This window comes from Variovorax sp. Root473, from assembly GCF_001426505.1.
Lineage (GTDB): Bacteria > Pseudomonadota > Gammaproteobacteria > Burkholderiales > Burkholderiaceae_C > Variovorax.
The window spans coordinates 190,673-206,101 of sequence record NZ_LMEV01000015.1; the positions used below are offsets into that span (position 1 = coordinate 190,673).

At 69.6% G+C, this 15,429-nt stretch carries 16 protein-coding genes; 1 reads left to right on the forward strand and 15 read right to left on the reverse strand.

The window, feature by feature from the left end:
* Positions 1-97 precede the first annotated feature (97 nt).
* Positions 98-1,219 carry a zinc-binding dehydrogenase gene (locus ASD34_RS10570; protein ID WP_056576772.1) on the forward strand — a complete coding sequence of 374 codons (1,122 nt, stop codon included), beginning with the start codon at positions 98-100 and terminating at the stop codon, positions 1,217-1,219.
* Between the two features lie 83 nt (positions 1,220-1,302).
* Here the strand turns inward: ASD34_RS10570 and kdpE are convergent, their stop codons facing one another.
* From kdpE to soxY, 15 genes are all read right to left on the reverse strand, one after another.
* Complete coding sequence (gene kdpE / locus ASD34_RS10575) at positions 1,303-2,004, reverse strand: two-component system response regulator KdpE (RefSeq protein ID WP_056576775.1); 702 nt, start codon at positions 2,002-2,004, stop codon at positions 1,303-1,305.
* 8 nt (positions 2,005-2,012) lie between these two features.
* The gene (locus ASD34_RS10580) at positions 2,013-4,757 is read right to left on the reverse strand and encodes a DUF4118 domain-containing protein (protein ID WP_056576778.1); all 2,745 of its coding nucleotides are present in this window, start codon (positions 4,755-4,757) and stop codon (positions 2,013-2,015) included.
* Between the two features lie 13 nt (positions 4,758-4,770).
* Positions 4,771-4,902: a hypothetical protein gene (locus tag ASD34_RS28485; protein ID WP_265590126.1), complete on the reverse strand. Its 132-nt coding sequence runs from the start codon at positions 4,900-4,902 to the stop codon at positions 4,771-4,773.
* Positions 4,892-5,248, reverse strand: coding sequence for a hypothetical protein (locus tag ASD34_RS10585; protein ID WP_056576781.1), 357 nt, complete (start codon positions 5,246-5,248; stop codon positions 4,892-4,894). The genes ASD34_RS28485 and ASD34_RS10585 overlap by 11 nt, the downstream gene beginning before the upstream one ends.
* A 14-nt stretch (positions 5,249-5,262) precedes the next feature.
* Positions 5,263-5,856, reverse strand: a complete 594-nt coding sequence (gene kdpC, locus ASD34_RS10590; protein WP_056576785.1) for a potassium-transporting ATPase subunit KdpC — start codon at positions 5,854-5,856, stop codon at positions 5,263-5,265.
* Positions 5,857-5,869: 13 nt separating this feature from the next.
* Entirely contained in the window at positions 5,870-7,978 is a 2,109-nt protein-coding gene (gene kdpB / locus ASD34_RS10595; protein WP_056576788.1) for a potassium-transporting ATPase subunit KdpB, read from the reverse strand.
* A gap of 13 nt (positions 7,979-7,991) precedes the next feature.
* Positions 7,992-9,800 carry a potassium-transporting ATPase subunit KdpA gene (kdpA, locus tag ASD34_RS10600; RefSeq protein ID WP_056576791.1) on the reverse strand — a complete coding sequence of 603 codons (1,809 nt, stop codon included), beginning with the start codon at positions 9,798-9,800 and terminating at the stop codon, positions 7,992-7,994.
* A gap of 1 nt (position 9,801) precedes the next feature.
* Entirely contained in the window at positions 9,802-9,900 is a 99-nt protein-coding gene (kdpF, locus tag ASD34_RS10605; RefSeq protein ID WP_056576794.1) for a K(+)-transporting ATPase subunit F, read from the reverse strand.
* A complete protein-coding gene (locus ASD34_RS27880; protein ID WP_200937568.1) occupies positions 9,897-10,037 on the reverse strand; it encodes a hypothetical protein in 141 nt (46 codons plus the stop codon). The genes kdpF and ASD34_RS27880 overlap by 4 nt, the downstream gene beginning before the upstream one ends.
* Before the next feature lie 122 nt (positions 10,038-10,159).
* A complete protein-coding gene (locus ASD34_RS10610; protein WP_056576797.1) occupies positions 10,160-11,275 on the reverse strand; it encodes a YeeE/YedE family protein in 1,116 nt (371 codons plus the stop codon).
* Positions 11,276-11,317: 42 nt separating this feature from the next.
* A complete protein-coding gene (soxB, locus tag ASD34_RS10615; RefSeq protein ID WP_056576799.1) occupies positions 11,318-13,042 on the reverse strand; it encodes a thiosulfohydrolase SoxB in 1,725 nt (574 codons plus the stop codon).
* Positions 13,043-13,061: 19 nt separating this feature from the next.
* A complete protein-coding gene (gene soxX, locus ASD34_RS10620) occupies positions 13,062-13,715 on the reverse strand; it encodes a sulfur oxidation c-type cytochrome SoxX (protein WP_056576802.1) in 654 nt (217 codons plus the stop codon).
* Between the two features lie 12 nt (positions 13,716-13,727).
* Positions 13,728-14,534: a sulfur oxidation c-type cytochrome SoxA gene (gene soxA / locus ASD34_RS10625; protein ID WP_056576805.1), complete on the reverse strand. Its 807-nt coding sequence runs from the start codon at positions 14,532-14,534 to the stop codon at positions 13,728-13,730.
* Between the two features lie 67 nt (positions 14,535-14,601).
* Positions 14,602-14,913, reverse strand: coding sequence for a thiosulfate oxidation carrier complex protein SoxZ (soxZ, locus tag ASD34_RS10630; RefSeq protein WP_172438442.1), 312 nt, complete (start codon positions 14,911-14,913; stop codon positions 14,602-14,604).
* A gap of 45 nt (positions 14,914-14,958) precedes the next feature.
* Complete coding sequence (gene soxY, locus ASD34_RS10635) at positions 14,959-15,417, reverse strand: thiosulfate oxidation carrier protein SoxY (RefSeq protein ID WP_056576806.1); 459 nt, start codon at positions 15,415-15,417, stop codon at positions 14,959-14,961.
* Between the last annotated feature and the right edge of the window lie 12 nt (positions 15,418-15,429).

Below are 15,429 nucleotides of genomic sequence, written 5' to 3' on the forward strand. Positions count from 1 at the left end.
TGTCCGCAAGGCGCCAGCGGCCTGCGGCACCCGCTCCTATACTGGCCGCCCCGTGGCCGATGGCCATCTCCGAACGACCTTTCACAGGGGCTTCTCCATGGCACTTCAGCTGCGCTCACTCATCCGCTCCAACGGCGAACTCGAACTCTCGCTGCACGACGACCCGATGCCCGAACCGCAGGCCCACGAGGTGGTGATCCGCGTCGAGGCGGCGCCGATGAACCCGTCGGACCTGGGCCTGCTGTTCGGCGCCGCCGACATGAGCACCGCGGTGGCCTCCGGCACACCCGATCGCCCCGTCATCACGGCCATGGTGCCCGAGCGCGCACGCGCCTCGATGGCGGCGCGGCTCGACCAGTCGATGCCCGTTGGCAACGAAGGCGCGGGCGTGGTGGTAAAGACTGGTTCGTCGCCGGCTGCACAGGCACTGCTGGGCAAGACCGTGGCGGCCATCGGCGGCGCGATGTACGCGCAGTACCGCGCGGTGCCGGCGCAGATGTGCCTCGAACTGCCAGCGGGCACCACGCCGGCCGAAGGCGCGTCGTGCTTCGTGAACCCGCTGACCTCGCTGGGCATGGTCGAGACCATGAAGCGCGAAGGCCACAAGGCGCTGGTGCACACGGCGGCTGCGTCCAACCTGGGCCAGATGCTCAACAAGATCTGCCAGAAGGACGGCATCGACCTCGTCAACATCGTGCGCAAGCCCGAACAAGAGGCGCTGCTGCGCGGCATCGGCGCGAAGTACGTCTGCAACGCGAGCTCGCCCGACTTCCTCGACCAGCTGACCGACGCACTGGTCGCCACCGGCGCCACGCTGGCCTTCGACGCCACGGGCGGCGGCAAGCTCGCCGGCCAGATTCTCGGCTGCATGGAAGCGGCGCTGAACCGCACCGCCAAGGAATACAGCCGCTATGGCTCGACCACGCACAAGCAGGTCTACATCTACGGCGGCCTGGACCGCAGTCCGACCGAGTTCGTGCGCAACTTCGGCATGGCCTGGGGCATGGGCGGCTGGCTGCTGTTCCCGTTCCTGCAGAAGCTCGGCGATGAAGGCACGCAGCGGCTGCGGGCGCGCGTGGTGGCCGAGTTGAAGACGACGTTTGCGAGCCACTACACGCGGAAGGTGTCTCTTGTGGAGGCACTGCAACTCGATGCGATCGGGGTGTATGGGAAGCAGGCGACCGGGGAGAAATTCCTGCTGAATCCGAACAAGGGCTGATTGGGGACGCGCTCTCTCGGGAGCGCGCCCGACAGGCGGTGCGGCGTGGGTGGTTGGAACGCCCCTTCCCTCATTTCGTTTTTTTAGACGACCAACCGGTACCCCACCGCCGTCTCCGTCAACAGATGCTTCGGCTGCGCGGGATCGGCCTCCAGCTTCTGTCGCAGATGCCCCATGTAGATGCGCAGGTAGTGGCTCTGGTCCGTGTGTGACGGGCCCCACACCTCGCGCAGCAGTTGCCGTTGCGTCAGCACGCGGCCGGCGTTGGCCACCAGCACGGACAGCAGCCGGTACTCGGTCGGCGTGAGGTGCACCTCGGCGCCGGCGCGGCGCACGATGCGTGCGGCGCGGTCCAGTTCGATCTCGCCGAAGCGGAACACGGCTTCGGCCGCCGGTTCATCGCCGTTGCTGCTCGCGGCGCGCGGCCGGCGCAGGTTGGCGCGCACGCGGGCCAGCAGCTCGCCGGTGCCGAAGGGCTTGGTGAGGTAGTCGTCGGCGCCGGCGTCGAGGGCGGCGATCTTGTCGGCTTCGTCGGTGCGGGCCGAGAGCACGATGATCGGCACCTGCGACCATCCGCGCACATCGCGGATGAGCGACACGCCGTCGCCGTCGGGCAGGCCCAGGTCGAGCACCAGCAAATCGGGTTGCCGCGTGCCGGCAGCCGCGAGGCCGTCGCGCAGGGTGCCGGCCTCGTGCACCTGCCAGCCTTCGGCCTCGAGCGCGCCGCGCACGAAGCGGCGGATCTGCGGCTCGTCTTCGATCACGATGGCGGTGGGGGATGGCATGGCGGGTTTCAGAGCTGGGCTTCAGCAGGTTCGGGTGGCTCGCGCCGCGGCAAGGTGACCGTGAATTCTGCACCGCCGTCGCGCGCATTCGCCGCGCTGATTTCGCCACCATGAGCGCTCACCACCGCGCGGCAGATGGCCAGGCCGAGGCCGACGCCGGGCGTGGCGGATTCGGCCTCGCCGCGCGTGAACTTGTCGAACAGCGTCTGCTCGCGGCCCTGCAGCGCGGCCGGCAGGCCGGGACCGTGGTCGCGCACCGTGAGCACCAGCGCGGCGGGCTCGGCGCGTGCGCTCACCTCGATGGGCGCGGCGCCGTACTTGGCGGCGTTTTCCAGCAGGTTGACGAGCACGCGCTCGATGAGCACGGCGTCGAACTCGACCAGGGGCAACTCGGGGTCCCAGGCGGTCTGCACGGCGATGCCGCGCAGCGCGGGGCGCGCGGCGCGGATCGCGGCGCCCACCACCTCTTCGACCGACTGCCAGTCGCGCCGCAGGTTCACCGTGCCGCCGGCCACGCCGCTTTCAAGGCGTGCCATGTCGAGCAGGTTGCTGACCAGCGCATGCAGCGCGTGGGCCTGCGTGACGATGGCACGCGCGGCCTCGCCGTGTTCTTCGGGCGGCAGGGTCTGCAGCGATTCGGCCAGCGCGATGAGCGCGGTGAGCGGCGTGCGCACATCGTGCGAGATGGCGCCGAGCAGCGCGTTGCGCAGGCGCTCCGATTCCATCTCGACCACGGCGCGCTGCGCCACTTCGACGTAGTGCACGCGCTCCAGCGCGATGGCGATCTGGCGCGCGAGCGTGTCCAGCTGCTGCGCCTGCTCGGGAATCAGCAGCCAGCGCGGGCGGGCCGGGCACAGCGCGAGCACGCCACGCACGCGCATGGGCGCGCGCAGCGGCACATAGTGCCAGGGCTGTGCCGCGAGCGTGGCGGTGGCCAGGCCGGCGCTCTGGCCGTGGCGGAAGGCCCAGTCGGCCACCTGCGCGTCGAAGCCGGGCGGCGGGTCGGCGGGGGGCACGAGCTGGTCGGCCGCGTCGGTGACGAGCACGCGCGCATGGCCGCCGAAATGGGCCTGCACGGCAGCGGTGCCGAGCGCGACGACCTGGGCGCTTTCGAGCGCGGCCGAGAGTTCGCGCGTGAGTTCGAACAGCGAGCGCGCGCGGCGCTCGCGGCTGGTCGACACGCCGGCCGCGAAGCGCAACCCGGCCGTGAGCTGGCCCACCAGCAGGCCGACGCCGAGCATCACGGCGAAGGTCAGCAGGTACTGCACGTCGCTGACCGCGAAGGACAGGCGCGGTGCGACGAAGAAGTAGTCGAAGGCCGCCACGTTGAGCATCGCCGCGAGCGCCGACGGCCCGCGCCCGAAACGCATCGCCACGCCCACCACGCCGAGCAGGAACAGCATGACGATGTTGGACAGCTCCAGTACGCCCGTGAGCGGCGTGCACAGCAGCGTGAGCGCGATGCTGGTGGCAGCCGCCCAGGCGTAGCCGGGCCAACGGGCTTGCGCGCGCTCGTCGTCTTCGTCGTCGGCACGCGCTGCCGCGAACGGCGCCTGCGACAGGCGGCGCGCGCTGTCGGCGCGGCCGACCTCGAGGATGTCGAGCGCCGGTGCCCGCTGCGCCAGCGCGCGCGACAGCGGCACGGCAGAGCGGGCCCAACGCCGCCAGCCCGTCACGGGCTCGGTGCGTCCGATGACCAGCGTCGCGCAGTTCAGGCGCCGCGCCTGCTCGGACAGTTGCTCCGCCACATCGGCGCCGGTGAGCACGGCCGTGGCCGCGCCCAGCTCTTCCGCCAGCTTGAGCACGGCGAGGATGCGGTCGCGCTGCGCCGCGTCGAGACGCTGAAGCCGCGGTGTCTCGACATAAACCGCATGCCAGCGCACGTTGAGCTGCCCCGCGAGCCGCGCGGCGGTGCGCACGGTCTGCGCCGCGCCCTCGTGCGGCCCGACGCAGGCCAGGATCGCGCCCGAGGTGTTCCAGGCCTGCAGCGCCGCGCCGCCCTGCCCGTTGCCGCCGGGACCTGACTGCTCGACACGCCAGCCGCGCACGTCGTCTTCGACATGTTCGGCGGTGCGGCGCAGGGCGATCTCGCGCAGCGCGATGAGGTTGCCCTTGCGGAAGAAATTCTGTGCGGCGCGCTCGGCCTGCTGCGGCAGGTAGACCTTGCCGGCCGCGAGCCGCGCCGTGAGTTCGTCGGGCGTGACGTCGACCAGCACCACCTCGTCGGCCTCGTCGAGCACGGTGTCGGGCACGGTCTCGTGCACGCGCACGCCGGTGATGGCGCCGACCGTGCCGTTGAGGCTTTCCAGGTGCTGCACGTTGAGCGCCGACCACACCTCGATGCCAGCGGCCAGCAGCTCCTGCACGTCCTGCCAGCGCTTGGCGTGGCGCGAGCCGGGCGCGTTGGTGTGGGCCAGTTCGTCGACCAGCAGCACGGCGGGCTTGCGCGCCAGGGCGGCGTCGAGGTCGAACTCGGCGAGCGTGCGGCCGCGGTACGGCAGCTCGCGCAGCGGCAGCGTGTCGAGCCCCGCGAGCAGCGCGGCGGTCTCGCTGCGGCCGTGGGTCTCGACCACGCCGATGAGCACGTCGCGCCCGGCCTCTCTCTCGCGGCGGGCGGCGCTGAGCATGGCCCAGGTCTTGCCCACGCCGGCGCTGGCACCGAAGTAGATGCGCAGCTTGCCGCGCAGCGCGCGCGCCTCGTCGCTGCGCAGTTGCGCGAGCAGAGCGTCGGGGTCGGGGCGGGTCTCGGGCATGGGAGCGCGCAGATTAGCGCATGGGTCCGTTCTTGCGCCGCCGCGCATGCCGGCGCGCGGTGCGCGACAGCACCCACCAGGCGAAGCCCAGCGGCACGAACAGCGCCGCCATGGCCAGCAGCACGTGCAGCAGGTCAGAGACCATGGCGCAGGCCGCAGCGCGCGAGGTGATCGCGCCAGCTCATGAGCCGGCCGATCTCGCCCGACGGCACGCATTCGATGAGCCGGTGCAGCAGCTCGGCATAGCGCGCAGTCGGAAAGCGGATCATCAGGCGCACGCAGGGCGCGTCGCTTTCCTGCGAGCTGCAGGCATGCAGCAGCGGCTCGCAGCGCACCACGCCGGCCTCGGCGCAGGCGGCGATGCTGCGGCGCACGCGCAGCGCGTCGGCGCAGCAGACGGTGACGTCGAGCACATGGAACTGCGTCGTGCGCGGCGCGATCGGACTTCGCACGACGGCGACAGGATGTTCACGGTAGGCGGCATAGGCCATGGTTGTCTTTCTCCTCAACGCACCGTCGAAGAAGCATCGAGCGCCAGGTTCAGCGCCAGCACGTTGACACGCGATTCGCCCAGCACGCCCCACAGCGGCGCCTGGGTGTTCTTCGCGATCAACGCGTTCACCTGATCGATCGGCACGCCGCGCTCGCGCGCCACGCGGGCGGCCTGGTAATGCGCGGCAGCGGGGCTGATGTCGGGGTCGAGCCCGCTGGCCGAGGCTGTGACGAGGTCCACCGGCACCGGCGCGGTGTTGCCCGGGTCGGCCGCGCGCAGCGCTTCGACGCGCGCCTTCACCGCATCGGCCAGCGCGGGGTTCAGCGGGCCCTGATTGGAACCGCCCGAGGCGGACGCGTTGTAGGGCTGTGGCGCGGTGGCCGACGGGCGGCCCCAGAAGTGCTTCGGGTCGCTGAAGTTCTGGCCGATGAGCGCGGAGCCGACGGGCTTGCCGTCGCGCACGACCAGGCTCCCGGCCGCCTGCGCGGGGAACAGCGCCTGCGCGGCGCCGGTGACGGCCGCCGGGTAGATCAGGCCGGTGAGCGCGCTCAGCAGCGCGAAGAGCACGAGCGCGGGGCGCACGATGCCGCCGTTGTTGTTTTTCATGGTGAAGAACTCCTCAGACGAGATGGACGGCCACGAGCAGCCAGTCGATCAACTTGATGCCGATGAAGGGAACGAGCAGCCCGCCCAGGCCGTAGATGGCGAGGTTGCGGCGCAGCAGCGCGGCGGCGCCCACAGGCCGGTAGCGCACGCCCTTGAGCGCCAGCGGAATCAGAAACACGATGACGAGCGCGTTGAAGATCACCGCCGACAAAATGGCCGACGACGGGCTGGCCAGGCGCATCACGTTGAGCGCGCCGAGCTGCGGGTAGGTCGACACGAAGATCGCCGGAATGATCGCGAAGTACTTCGCCACGTCGTTCGCGATCGAGAAGGTGGTGAGCGAGCCGCGCGTCATGAGCAGCGCCTTGCCGGTCTCCACCACCTCGAGCAGCTTGGTCGGGTTGGAGTCGAGGTCGACCATGTTGCCGGCCTCCTTCGCGGCCTGCGTGCCGCTGCCCATGGCCACGGCCACGTCGGCCTGCGCGAGCGCGGGGGCGTCGTTGGTGCCGTCGCCGGTCATCGCGACCAGCCGGCCTTCGGCCTGGTACTTTCGGATCAGCGCAAGCTTGTCCTCGGGCGTGGCCTCGGCCAGGAAGTCGTCGACGCCGGCTTCGGCGGCAATGGCCGCGGCCGTGAGCTTGTTGTCGCCCGTGATCATCACGGTCTTGATGCCCATGCGGCGCAGCTCGGCAAAGCGCTCCTTGATGCCGGTCTTGACGATGTCCTTGAGCTCGACCACGCCGAGCACGCGGTTGCCTTCGGCCACGGCCAGCGGCGTGCTGCCGCGGCGTGCCGTTTCTTCGGCGGCGCGCAGCATCTCGGCCGGCACGCTGCCACCGAGCGATTCGACGTGGCGGCGCACCGCATCGACCGCGCCCTTGCGCAGCACGACGGCGTCGACGTCCAGGCTGTTCGGCGCGGCCGGCAGGTCGACGCCGCTCATGCGGGTCTGCGCGGTGAAGGGCACGAAGCGCGCGTCATCGACCGACGCCGCTTCGAGGCCGTCGCGGCGCGCCAGCTCGACGATGCTGCGGCCCTCGGGCGTTTCGTCGGCCAGCGAGGCGAGCATCGCGGCGCGGGCAAGGCGGCCCTTGGGCACGCCGGGCGCGGGCAGGAGGGCGCTGGCCTGGCGGTTGCCGTGCGTGATGGTGCCGGTCTTGTCCAGCAGCAGCACGTCGACGTCGCCGGCCGCTTCCACCGCGCGGCCCGAGGTGGCGATCACGTTGGCCTGCATCATGCGGCTCATGCCGGCCACGCCCACGGCCGAAAGCAGGCCGCCGATGGTGGTCGGGATCAGGCACACGAGCAGTGCGACCAGTGCGGTGAGCGACACCACGGTGCCCGCACCCGCCGCCGTCACGCTGAACACCGAGAACGGCAGCAGCGTGACGGTGACCATGAGGAACACGATCGTCAGCGCCACCAGCAGGATGGTCAGCGCGATCTCGTTCGGCGTCTTGTGGCGCTTGGCCGCCTCGACCATGCCGATCATGCGGTCCAGGAACGACTCGCCGGGGTTCACCGAGATGCGCACCACCAGCCAGTCGGACAGCACGCGCGTGCCGCCGGTGACGGCCGAGAAGTCGCCGCCCGACTCGCGCACCACGGGCGCCGATTCGCCGGTGATGGCGCTTTCGTCGACCGAGGCCACGCCTTCGATGACCTCGCCGTCGAGCGGGATCACGTCGCCGGCTTCGACCAGCACGACATCACCCTTGCGCAGGTTGGGCGCCTGCTCGGGCAGCCACGGCGCGCCGTGGTGCGGCTGCTGCTGGTCCTTCAGCTTCTTGGCCCAGGTGTCCTTGCGCAGGCCGCGCAGCGAAGCTGCCTGGGCCTTGCTGCGGCCTTCGGCCAGCGCTTCGGCGAAGTTGGCGAACAGCACGGTGAACCACAGCCACACGGTCACGGCCAGCACGAAGGCGGGCTGCATGCCGGTGTCGCCCGGAAAGCTCAGCGCATGCACCCACAGCAGCGTCGTGAGGATGCTCCCGATGTAGACGATGAACATCACCGGGTTGCGCCACTGGGTGCGCGGGTTCAGCTTGGCGAAGGCGCCCCACAGCGCGGGCTTGACCAGCGCCGCGTCGAACAGCGAGAGGGAAGTTTGGGTTTTGGCAGTCATGGTGCGCTCCTTCTTATTTCCAGAGCACGAGGTGTTCGACGATCGGCCCGAGAGCCAGTGACGGCACATAGTTGAGCAGGCCGACCAGCAGCACGGTGCCGATCAGCAGGAAGACGAACAGCGGGCCGTGCGTGGGCAGCGTGCCGCTGGTGACGGGCAGGCGCTTCTTGGCGGCCAGCGCGCCGGCAATGGCGAGCACCGGCACGATCATGGCGAAGCGCCCGAGCCACATCGCCAAGCCAAGCAGGCCGTTGTAGAACGGTGTGTTGGCCGACAGGCCCGCGAAGGCGCTGCCGTTGTTGTTGGCGGCCGAGGTCAGTGCGTACAGCACCTCGGAGAAGCCGTGCGCGCCGGGGTTGGCAATGCCGGCCGTGCCTGCGCCCGCGCTCACCGCCAGCGCCGTGCCCGCCAGCACCAGCACCGGCGTGACCAGGATGGCGATGGAGATCAGCTTCATCTCACGCACCTCGATCTTCTTGCCGAGGTACTCGGGCGTGCGCCCGATCATCAGGCCCGCGATGAACACCGCGAGCATGGCGAACACCAGCATGCCGTACAGGCCGCTGCCGACGCCGCCGAAGACGACCTCGCCGAGCTGCATCAGCACCATGGGGACCATGCCGCCGATGGGCGTGAGCGAGTCGTGCATGGCGTTCACCGCGCCGCACGAGGCGGCGGTGGTCACGGCGGCGAAGAGGGCCGAGGCGTCGATTCCGAAGCGCACTTCCTTGCCTTCCATGTTGCCGCCGCTTTGCAGCGCGCTGGCCACCTGGTCCACGCCCAGCGGGCCCAGCAGCGGGTTGCCGGCCTGCTCGGCCGGTGTGACGGCCAGCACCGCCACCACGAACAGCACCGTCATCGCCGCGAGCACGGCCCAGCCCTGGCGCAGGTCGCCGACCACGCGGCCGAAGGCGAAGCACAGCGCCGCCGGGATCAGGAAGATCGCCAGCATCTCCAGCAGGTTGCTGAACGCGGTCGGGTTCTCGTAGGGGTGCGCCGAGTTGGCGTTGAAGAAGCCGCCGCCGTTGGTGCCGAGCATCTTGATCGCTTCCTGCGAAGCGACCGGGCCCATGGCGAGCGTCTGCGTCTGTGTGGTGGCGTCTTCCATCACCGGGGCGCCCTTGTCGTCCTTCAGCGGCTGGCCGTCGGGGCCGTTCTTCGGTTGCTGGAAGGCCGTGGCCTCCACCGTCTGCACGCTCTTGTAGGCATCGAAGTTCTGGATCACGCCCTGCCCTGCCAGGCACAGCGCGAGCACGAACGAGATCGGCAGCAGCACCCACAGCGTGACGCGCGTCACGTCGGCCCAGAAGTTGCCGACCAGGCCCTTGCCCTCACGCCCTTCCCCGCGGCGCGCAAAACCGCGCACCAGTGCGAAGGCCACCGCAATGCCGGTGGCGGCGGACAGGAAGTTCTGTACCGCCAGGCCGAGCATCTGCGTGAGGTAGCTCATCGTCGACTCGCCGCCGTAGCCCTGCCAGTTGGTGTTGGCCACGAAGCTCACCGCCGTGTTGAAGGCCGAGTCGGGCGACACCGCGCCCATGCCGGCCGGGTTGAACGGCAGCCCGCCCTGCAGGCGCTGCAAGGCATAGAGAAAGATCGCGCCGATGGCGTTGAACGCCAGCAGCGCCAGCGCGTAGCGCAGCCAGTGCATCGACTGCTCGGGCTGCGTGCCCGCGAGCCGGTACAGCGGTGCTTCGATGCGCTGCATCCAGCGCGGCACGCGCTCGGCGCACAGCGCGGCCAGCAGCTTGCCCAGCGGCCAGGCCAGCACGAGCAGCGCGCCGAGAAAAAGGGCCAGCAAGACCCAGGCCGAGGTTTCCATGTCAGAACTCCTCGGCGCAGATCAGCGCGAACACCAGGTACGCGAACAGGACCACGGCGACCAGCGCGCCGAAGCCGTACAGCACTTCGAGGCCGATCACGATGCATCCCCCGGCGTGCGTGTCGTATCAACGCCCGCGTGCGGCTTCCGCGGTCCTTCGAGCCGGTTCAGCCCGACGACCAGGGCCGCCACCACGGCCCACAGCGCCAGCAGGGCGCCCATCCAGACGATGTCCATTCATCACTCCTGCAAACAAGATGAAACGAGTCTCGGCAGGCGTGCGTAAAACCGGGGGAAAGAGTGAGTGGGGGGGCGTAAAGAAAGCGTAAAAACGGCGCGTCGCAACGGGCGCGCGAGGCTCAGAGCGCGCGCTCGAGCTGCCAGGCCTGGTACTTCAGGCTTACCACCGCACCGATGACGATGCCCGCGATGGCCGGCAGGCTCGCGATGCTCAGCGTCGACAGCGCACTCAGGCCCTGCCCGATGGTGCAGCCCATGGCCGTGACGCCGCCGATGCCCATGAGCACGGCGCCCGTCACATGGTGCGCGAGGTCGCCGGTGCCGGCGAAGCCTTCCCAGCGGAATTCGCGCGACCACAGCGCGTGCAGCGCGGCGCCCGCCACCACGCCGGCGACCGACACGATGCCCAGCGTGAGCCGCTTGTTGGCGTCGCTGTAGAACATGAGCCAGTCGAGCGCGTAGGCCACCGGCGTGACGAAGCTCAGCGCTTCGGCGCGGCCGGAGTTGGTGGCAAGGAACACGTGCTCGAGCGTGAGCGGATGCTCCTCGACCACCGCCCAGTGGCCGCTGAGCCACCACGCGCCGACGACCAGCGCACCGATCAGCATGCCGCCGACGAGGCTGCGCACGTCGCGCGTCTCGCGGCCCCACGCGGCCCACACGAGCAGCGCGCCACCCAGCACAAGGCCGAGCGCAAGGCGCAGCGAAGACGCCTTCAGTTGGAAAGACGCGGCCATCACATCGGGCAGCGATGCATTCATCGCCAGGTCCACATGCACCGCATCGACGGTCGCGACGCGCAGCACCGCGGTGATGCCCTTCAGCGTGGCGAAGGCCGACACGCCCATGAGCACCAGCACCACCAGCGCCTTGAGGTTGCCGCCGCCCAGGCGCACCAGCGTCTTGTTGCCGCAGCCCGAGGACAGCACCATGCCGACGCCGAACAGCAGGCCGCCGACCAGCGCGGCGAGCCAGAGGATCTGGTGCGAGGCGTAGAGCGTGCGGTCGGCATCGACGAGCCCCGCGAACACGAGCGCCGAGAAGCCGATGAGCGCGACGCCGCCGGCCGCGGCCCACTGCTTCACGCGCGTCCAGTCGCCCAGCGCCACCACGTCGCTGATCGCGCCCATGGTGCAAAAGCGCGTGGCGCGCGCGACGGCGCCGAACACCGCCGACAGCACGAAGGCCGCCACGAGCGCGAGCGTGGTGAGAAGGGAAAGCTGCGCGATGGACATGCCCCGATTCTAGGGAGCGACCCCGCGCGTGCGGGGGCCCATTCAGCCCAGGCCGGGGTTCGGCGCGATGTTCTTCAGCACGGGTTCGTCGAGCCGGCGCGTGGTCACAACCTTGCGCGACTTCAGCCACGGCTCGATGACCTCCCACACCGGCTTGTTGCCGGCGGTGCGCGCCTCTTCGCTCACGGGCGCCCAGCCCGCGACCTTGTAGCTGCGGCTGGCGTCGATGGGCTTGCCGCCCAGGCGCATGTCCTGGATGCGCTGGCCCATGGCGGCCGTCGGGTCGCAGGTGTACTGCAGCCCGCCCACGCGCACCATGTCGCCGCCCTGCTGGTAGTAGGGGTCGGGGTTGAAGAGGTTGTCGCACACGTCTTCGAGCACGGTCTTGAGCGTCTCGCCGGTCATCTGCGTGACGGTGGCGTACGAGTACGTGGTGGCGGTCATGTCCATCAGCCACTCGCGCGTGATCGGCTGGCCCGGCAGCAGCGAGGTGCCCCAGCGAAAGCCCGGCGAGAAGGCGATGGGCGCGTCCTGCACTTCCATGAGTGCGTCGAGCAGCAACTGGTCGCCGGTGCCGTTGAAGTTGCCGCGCCGGTACAGCACGCCGTCGGTGTGCGCGAGGGTTTCGGACAGCTTGGCTTCGTAGGGCGCACGCACGCGGGTGATGAGCGCGTCCATCTCCTTGTCGGCCGGGATCAGGTCGGAGAACACGGGCAGCAGGCGGTAGCGGAAATCGCTCACCTTCTTGCCCTTGACGTCGAAGTCGATGACGCCGAGGAACTTGCCGTTGGAGCCGCCGTTGACCACGATGGTCTTGCCGCCCGCGTTGCTCACCAGCGTGGGCATGGGCGTGCCGTCGTGCGTGTGGCCGCCCAGGATGGCGTCGATGCCGGTGACGCGGCTGGCCATCTTCAGGTCGACGTCCATGCCGTTGTGCGACAGCACCACCACCACCTGCGCGCCCTTGCCGCGCGCCTCGTTCACCACGCGCTGCAGGTTGTCGTCCTGGATGCCGAAGGTCCAGTCGGCCACCATGTAGCGCGGGTTGGCGATGGGCGTGTACGGAAAGGCCTGGCCGATGATGGCGCAGGGCACGCCGTTGATCTCGCGCATCACATAGGGCTTGAACACCGGGTCGCCGAAGTCGGCGGTCTTGACGTTCTGCGCCACGAACTCGACCTTGCCCGCAAAGTCCTTCTCGATGATCTGCTGCACCCGCGCCATGCCGTAGGTGAACTCCCAGTGCCCGGTCATCACGTCGACACCGAGCAGCTTGCAGGCGTCGACCATGTCCTGCGCGTCGGTCCACAGCGACGTGGCCGAGCCCTGCCAGGTGTCGCCGCCGTCGAGCAGCAGCGCGCCGGGGCGGCTGGCCTTGAGCTGCTTGACCAGCGTGGCCAGGTGCGCGAAGCCGCCGACCTTGCCGTAGCGTTGCGCGGCCTTGTCGAAGTCGAGGTAGGTGAGCGCATGCGCCATGCGCGTGCCGGGCTTCACGCCGGCGGCCTTGAGCAGGTGCTCGCCCACCAGGTGCGGCACCTTGCCGCGCATGTTCCCCACGCCGATGTTGACGCCCGGTTCTCGGAAGTACAGCGGCTTGAGCTGCGCGTGGCAGTCGGTCATATGCAGCATCGACACGTTGCCGAAGGCCGGCACGGTGTACATGCCGTCGAGGCCGGCGGCCACGCTGCTGCCGTGGCGGCCCAGGCCCAGGCCGGCGACAGCGCCGGCACCGAGCATCTGGACGAACTCGCGCTTGGAAAGGTTCATGAAGAGGGAAGCCAGGCGTTCAGCGGTTGACGGGAGACTGGGGGTCGAGCAGCAAGCCCATCACGTCGCGGATCTGCTTCTCGTTGAGGATGCCGGAATGGCCGACGCGCGGCATGTTCGAGCAGGCGTTGTAGGCGCGCGCGTTCCACAGCTTGCCCCAGGTGTATTCGACGATGGGCTTGGACGCGGCGCTGGCCGGGTCGCTCACGCCGCGCAGCTTGCCGTAGTGATACAGGCTCGGGCCGAGCGTGCCGAAGGAGATTTCGTCCTTCGACATCTGGTGGCAGTTGTAGCAGTTGCCGCCGTTGGCCGCATTGGCGGCGTCGGTCCAGGTGAGGCCGCGGCCGTTCTGCGCGATCTTCTCGCCCTCGCGCCAGTCGCCGACGAACTTGCCGTCCGAAGGCCATCGCACGGTCTTCATGTTGGCGGCTTCGATCTCCTTGGTGCGCTGCTCGTCCAGCGGCTTGCCGCTGGCCTCGGCCTCGCTGCACGCAAGGTTGGCCGGGTCTTGCACGAGGCGGTCGACCTTGGCGATGCCCTGGTCGCGGAAGGAGCGCTGCAGCGCGTCGGCGGTGAGCTTGTCGAGCTCGGCGGCGCTGTCGACGGACGCGCAACCGAACACGGTGAGTGCGCAGGCCACGGCGGCCAGGCCGAAGAAATGATCAGTCTTCATGGCGTGGCTCCTTCAGCGCTTGATGGCGGGCGCGGTGGTCTTGCCGCCCTTGCCGTTGACGCCCATGTACACGGCCAGTGCCACGGTCACGTCGCTGGCGTAGCCCGGGTACGGAAAGCGCTGCTGGCGGAAGCAGTCGTTGAGCCGGCGCTGCATGCCCCACAGCTCGCCCGACGACACGCGGTAGGCGGGCCATGCGCCGAAGCCGTCGCCCGCGCCGGGGTTCTTCGTGAGGTTGGGCAGGTCCTGCAGGCGGATGCGCTTGCCGTCGGCGCCGTGGCAGGTGGCGCAGGCAAAGTCGTGCGGGCCGGCGCGCAGGAAGAACAGGCGCTTGCCCACTTCGTAGGCACGGCGCTCGCTGGCATGCGACTGCGGCAGGTTCAGCGGCAGGCCTTTCGATTCGGCCGAGATCCACGCCACCAGACCTTCGAGGTTCTTCTGTTCGCCCTGGCCGAACGGCGTCTTGGCGATGGCGGCGGCGTCGAAGCCCTGCAGCGTTTCCATGCAGGTGAGCAGGCGCGACTCCATGTCCTGCACGCGGCCGGTATCGGGAAAGTAGCGCGGCAGTTCGGCGAACGCGCCCTTTACCACGCCCGGGCCCTTGCCGAGGTCGCACTTCTCCATCGACGCGGCCTTGGGCCCGCGCTTCTGTTTCCAGAGGTCTTCGCCCTTGGCCTCGAACAGTTCGGCGGGGTTGCCGTCCTGCAGCAGCGCGCGGTACTCGGCGATGCCTTCGGCCGTGGTCTTCTGCGCCGCGGCGGGTGCAATGCTGCCGGCCAGCAACAGCAGGCCAAGGCTCAGGCTTGTGGTTGTCCTCATGGGGCCGCCTTTTTTTCTCGTGGGAAACAGCACGAATCCGCAGACGGACGCGTGCGCGAAGAAAGCGTCAGCTGACGGTGGCTTCGTCGGTGCGGGTGTCGCCGCGGTTGTCCTTCCAGGTCACGGCGATCTTGTCGCCGGCCTTCGCGCCCTTCAGCGTGAACTGCATGAAGGGGTTCTTCGACACCGCCGGGCCCCAGTCGGCCGTGAGCACGGTCTTGCCGTTGAGCGAGGCCGTGACCTCCTGGATGAACCAGGCGGGGATGGTCTTGCCGGCGGCGTCCTTGCGCTGGCCGGTTTCCATTTCGTGCGCCATGAGGATGCGCACGGTCGTCTTGTCGCCCGCGGCCTGGGCGCGGATGCGCATGGGATCTGCCATGGTGGTCTCCTTCTTCTCGTCGTGTTCTGTGTGTGAAGCCGTCGCTCAGCCGCCGCAGCCGCCGAGCGTGACCTTGACTTCCTTCTTGGCGAAGAGCGCCTTGCCGTCGTTCATGACCGCGATCGCGTACACGTCGGACGACTGGCCCAGCTTGGCGCGCGTGGTGAAGTTCGACTCGACGAACTCCGAGGTGTTGAAGATCGCGACCACGGCGTTGGGGTTCTTCTCGACCAGCAGCATGAGCTGCTTCACGCCGGGCAGGGCGGTGGCCACGCTGAGCGGCACCACGGCGCCGTTCTCGGCGATGTCGGGGCCGGTGATGGTGACGTCCTTGCTCTCGGTGGGCGCGCCGGTGACGCCCACGGCCTTGAGCGCGTCGGCCACGCTCTTGGCGTCGAAGGCGTCTTTGGAATACGCGAGGGCGGTGGCGGGGAGCCAGCCGGCGGTGGCCGCCAGGCCCGCGAGGGCGGCGGACTGCGTGAGCATCTGTCTGCGGTTTTTCATGGGGTTGTCTCC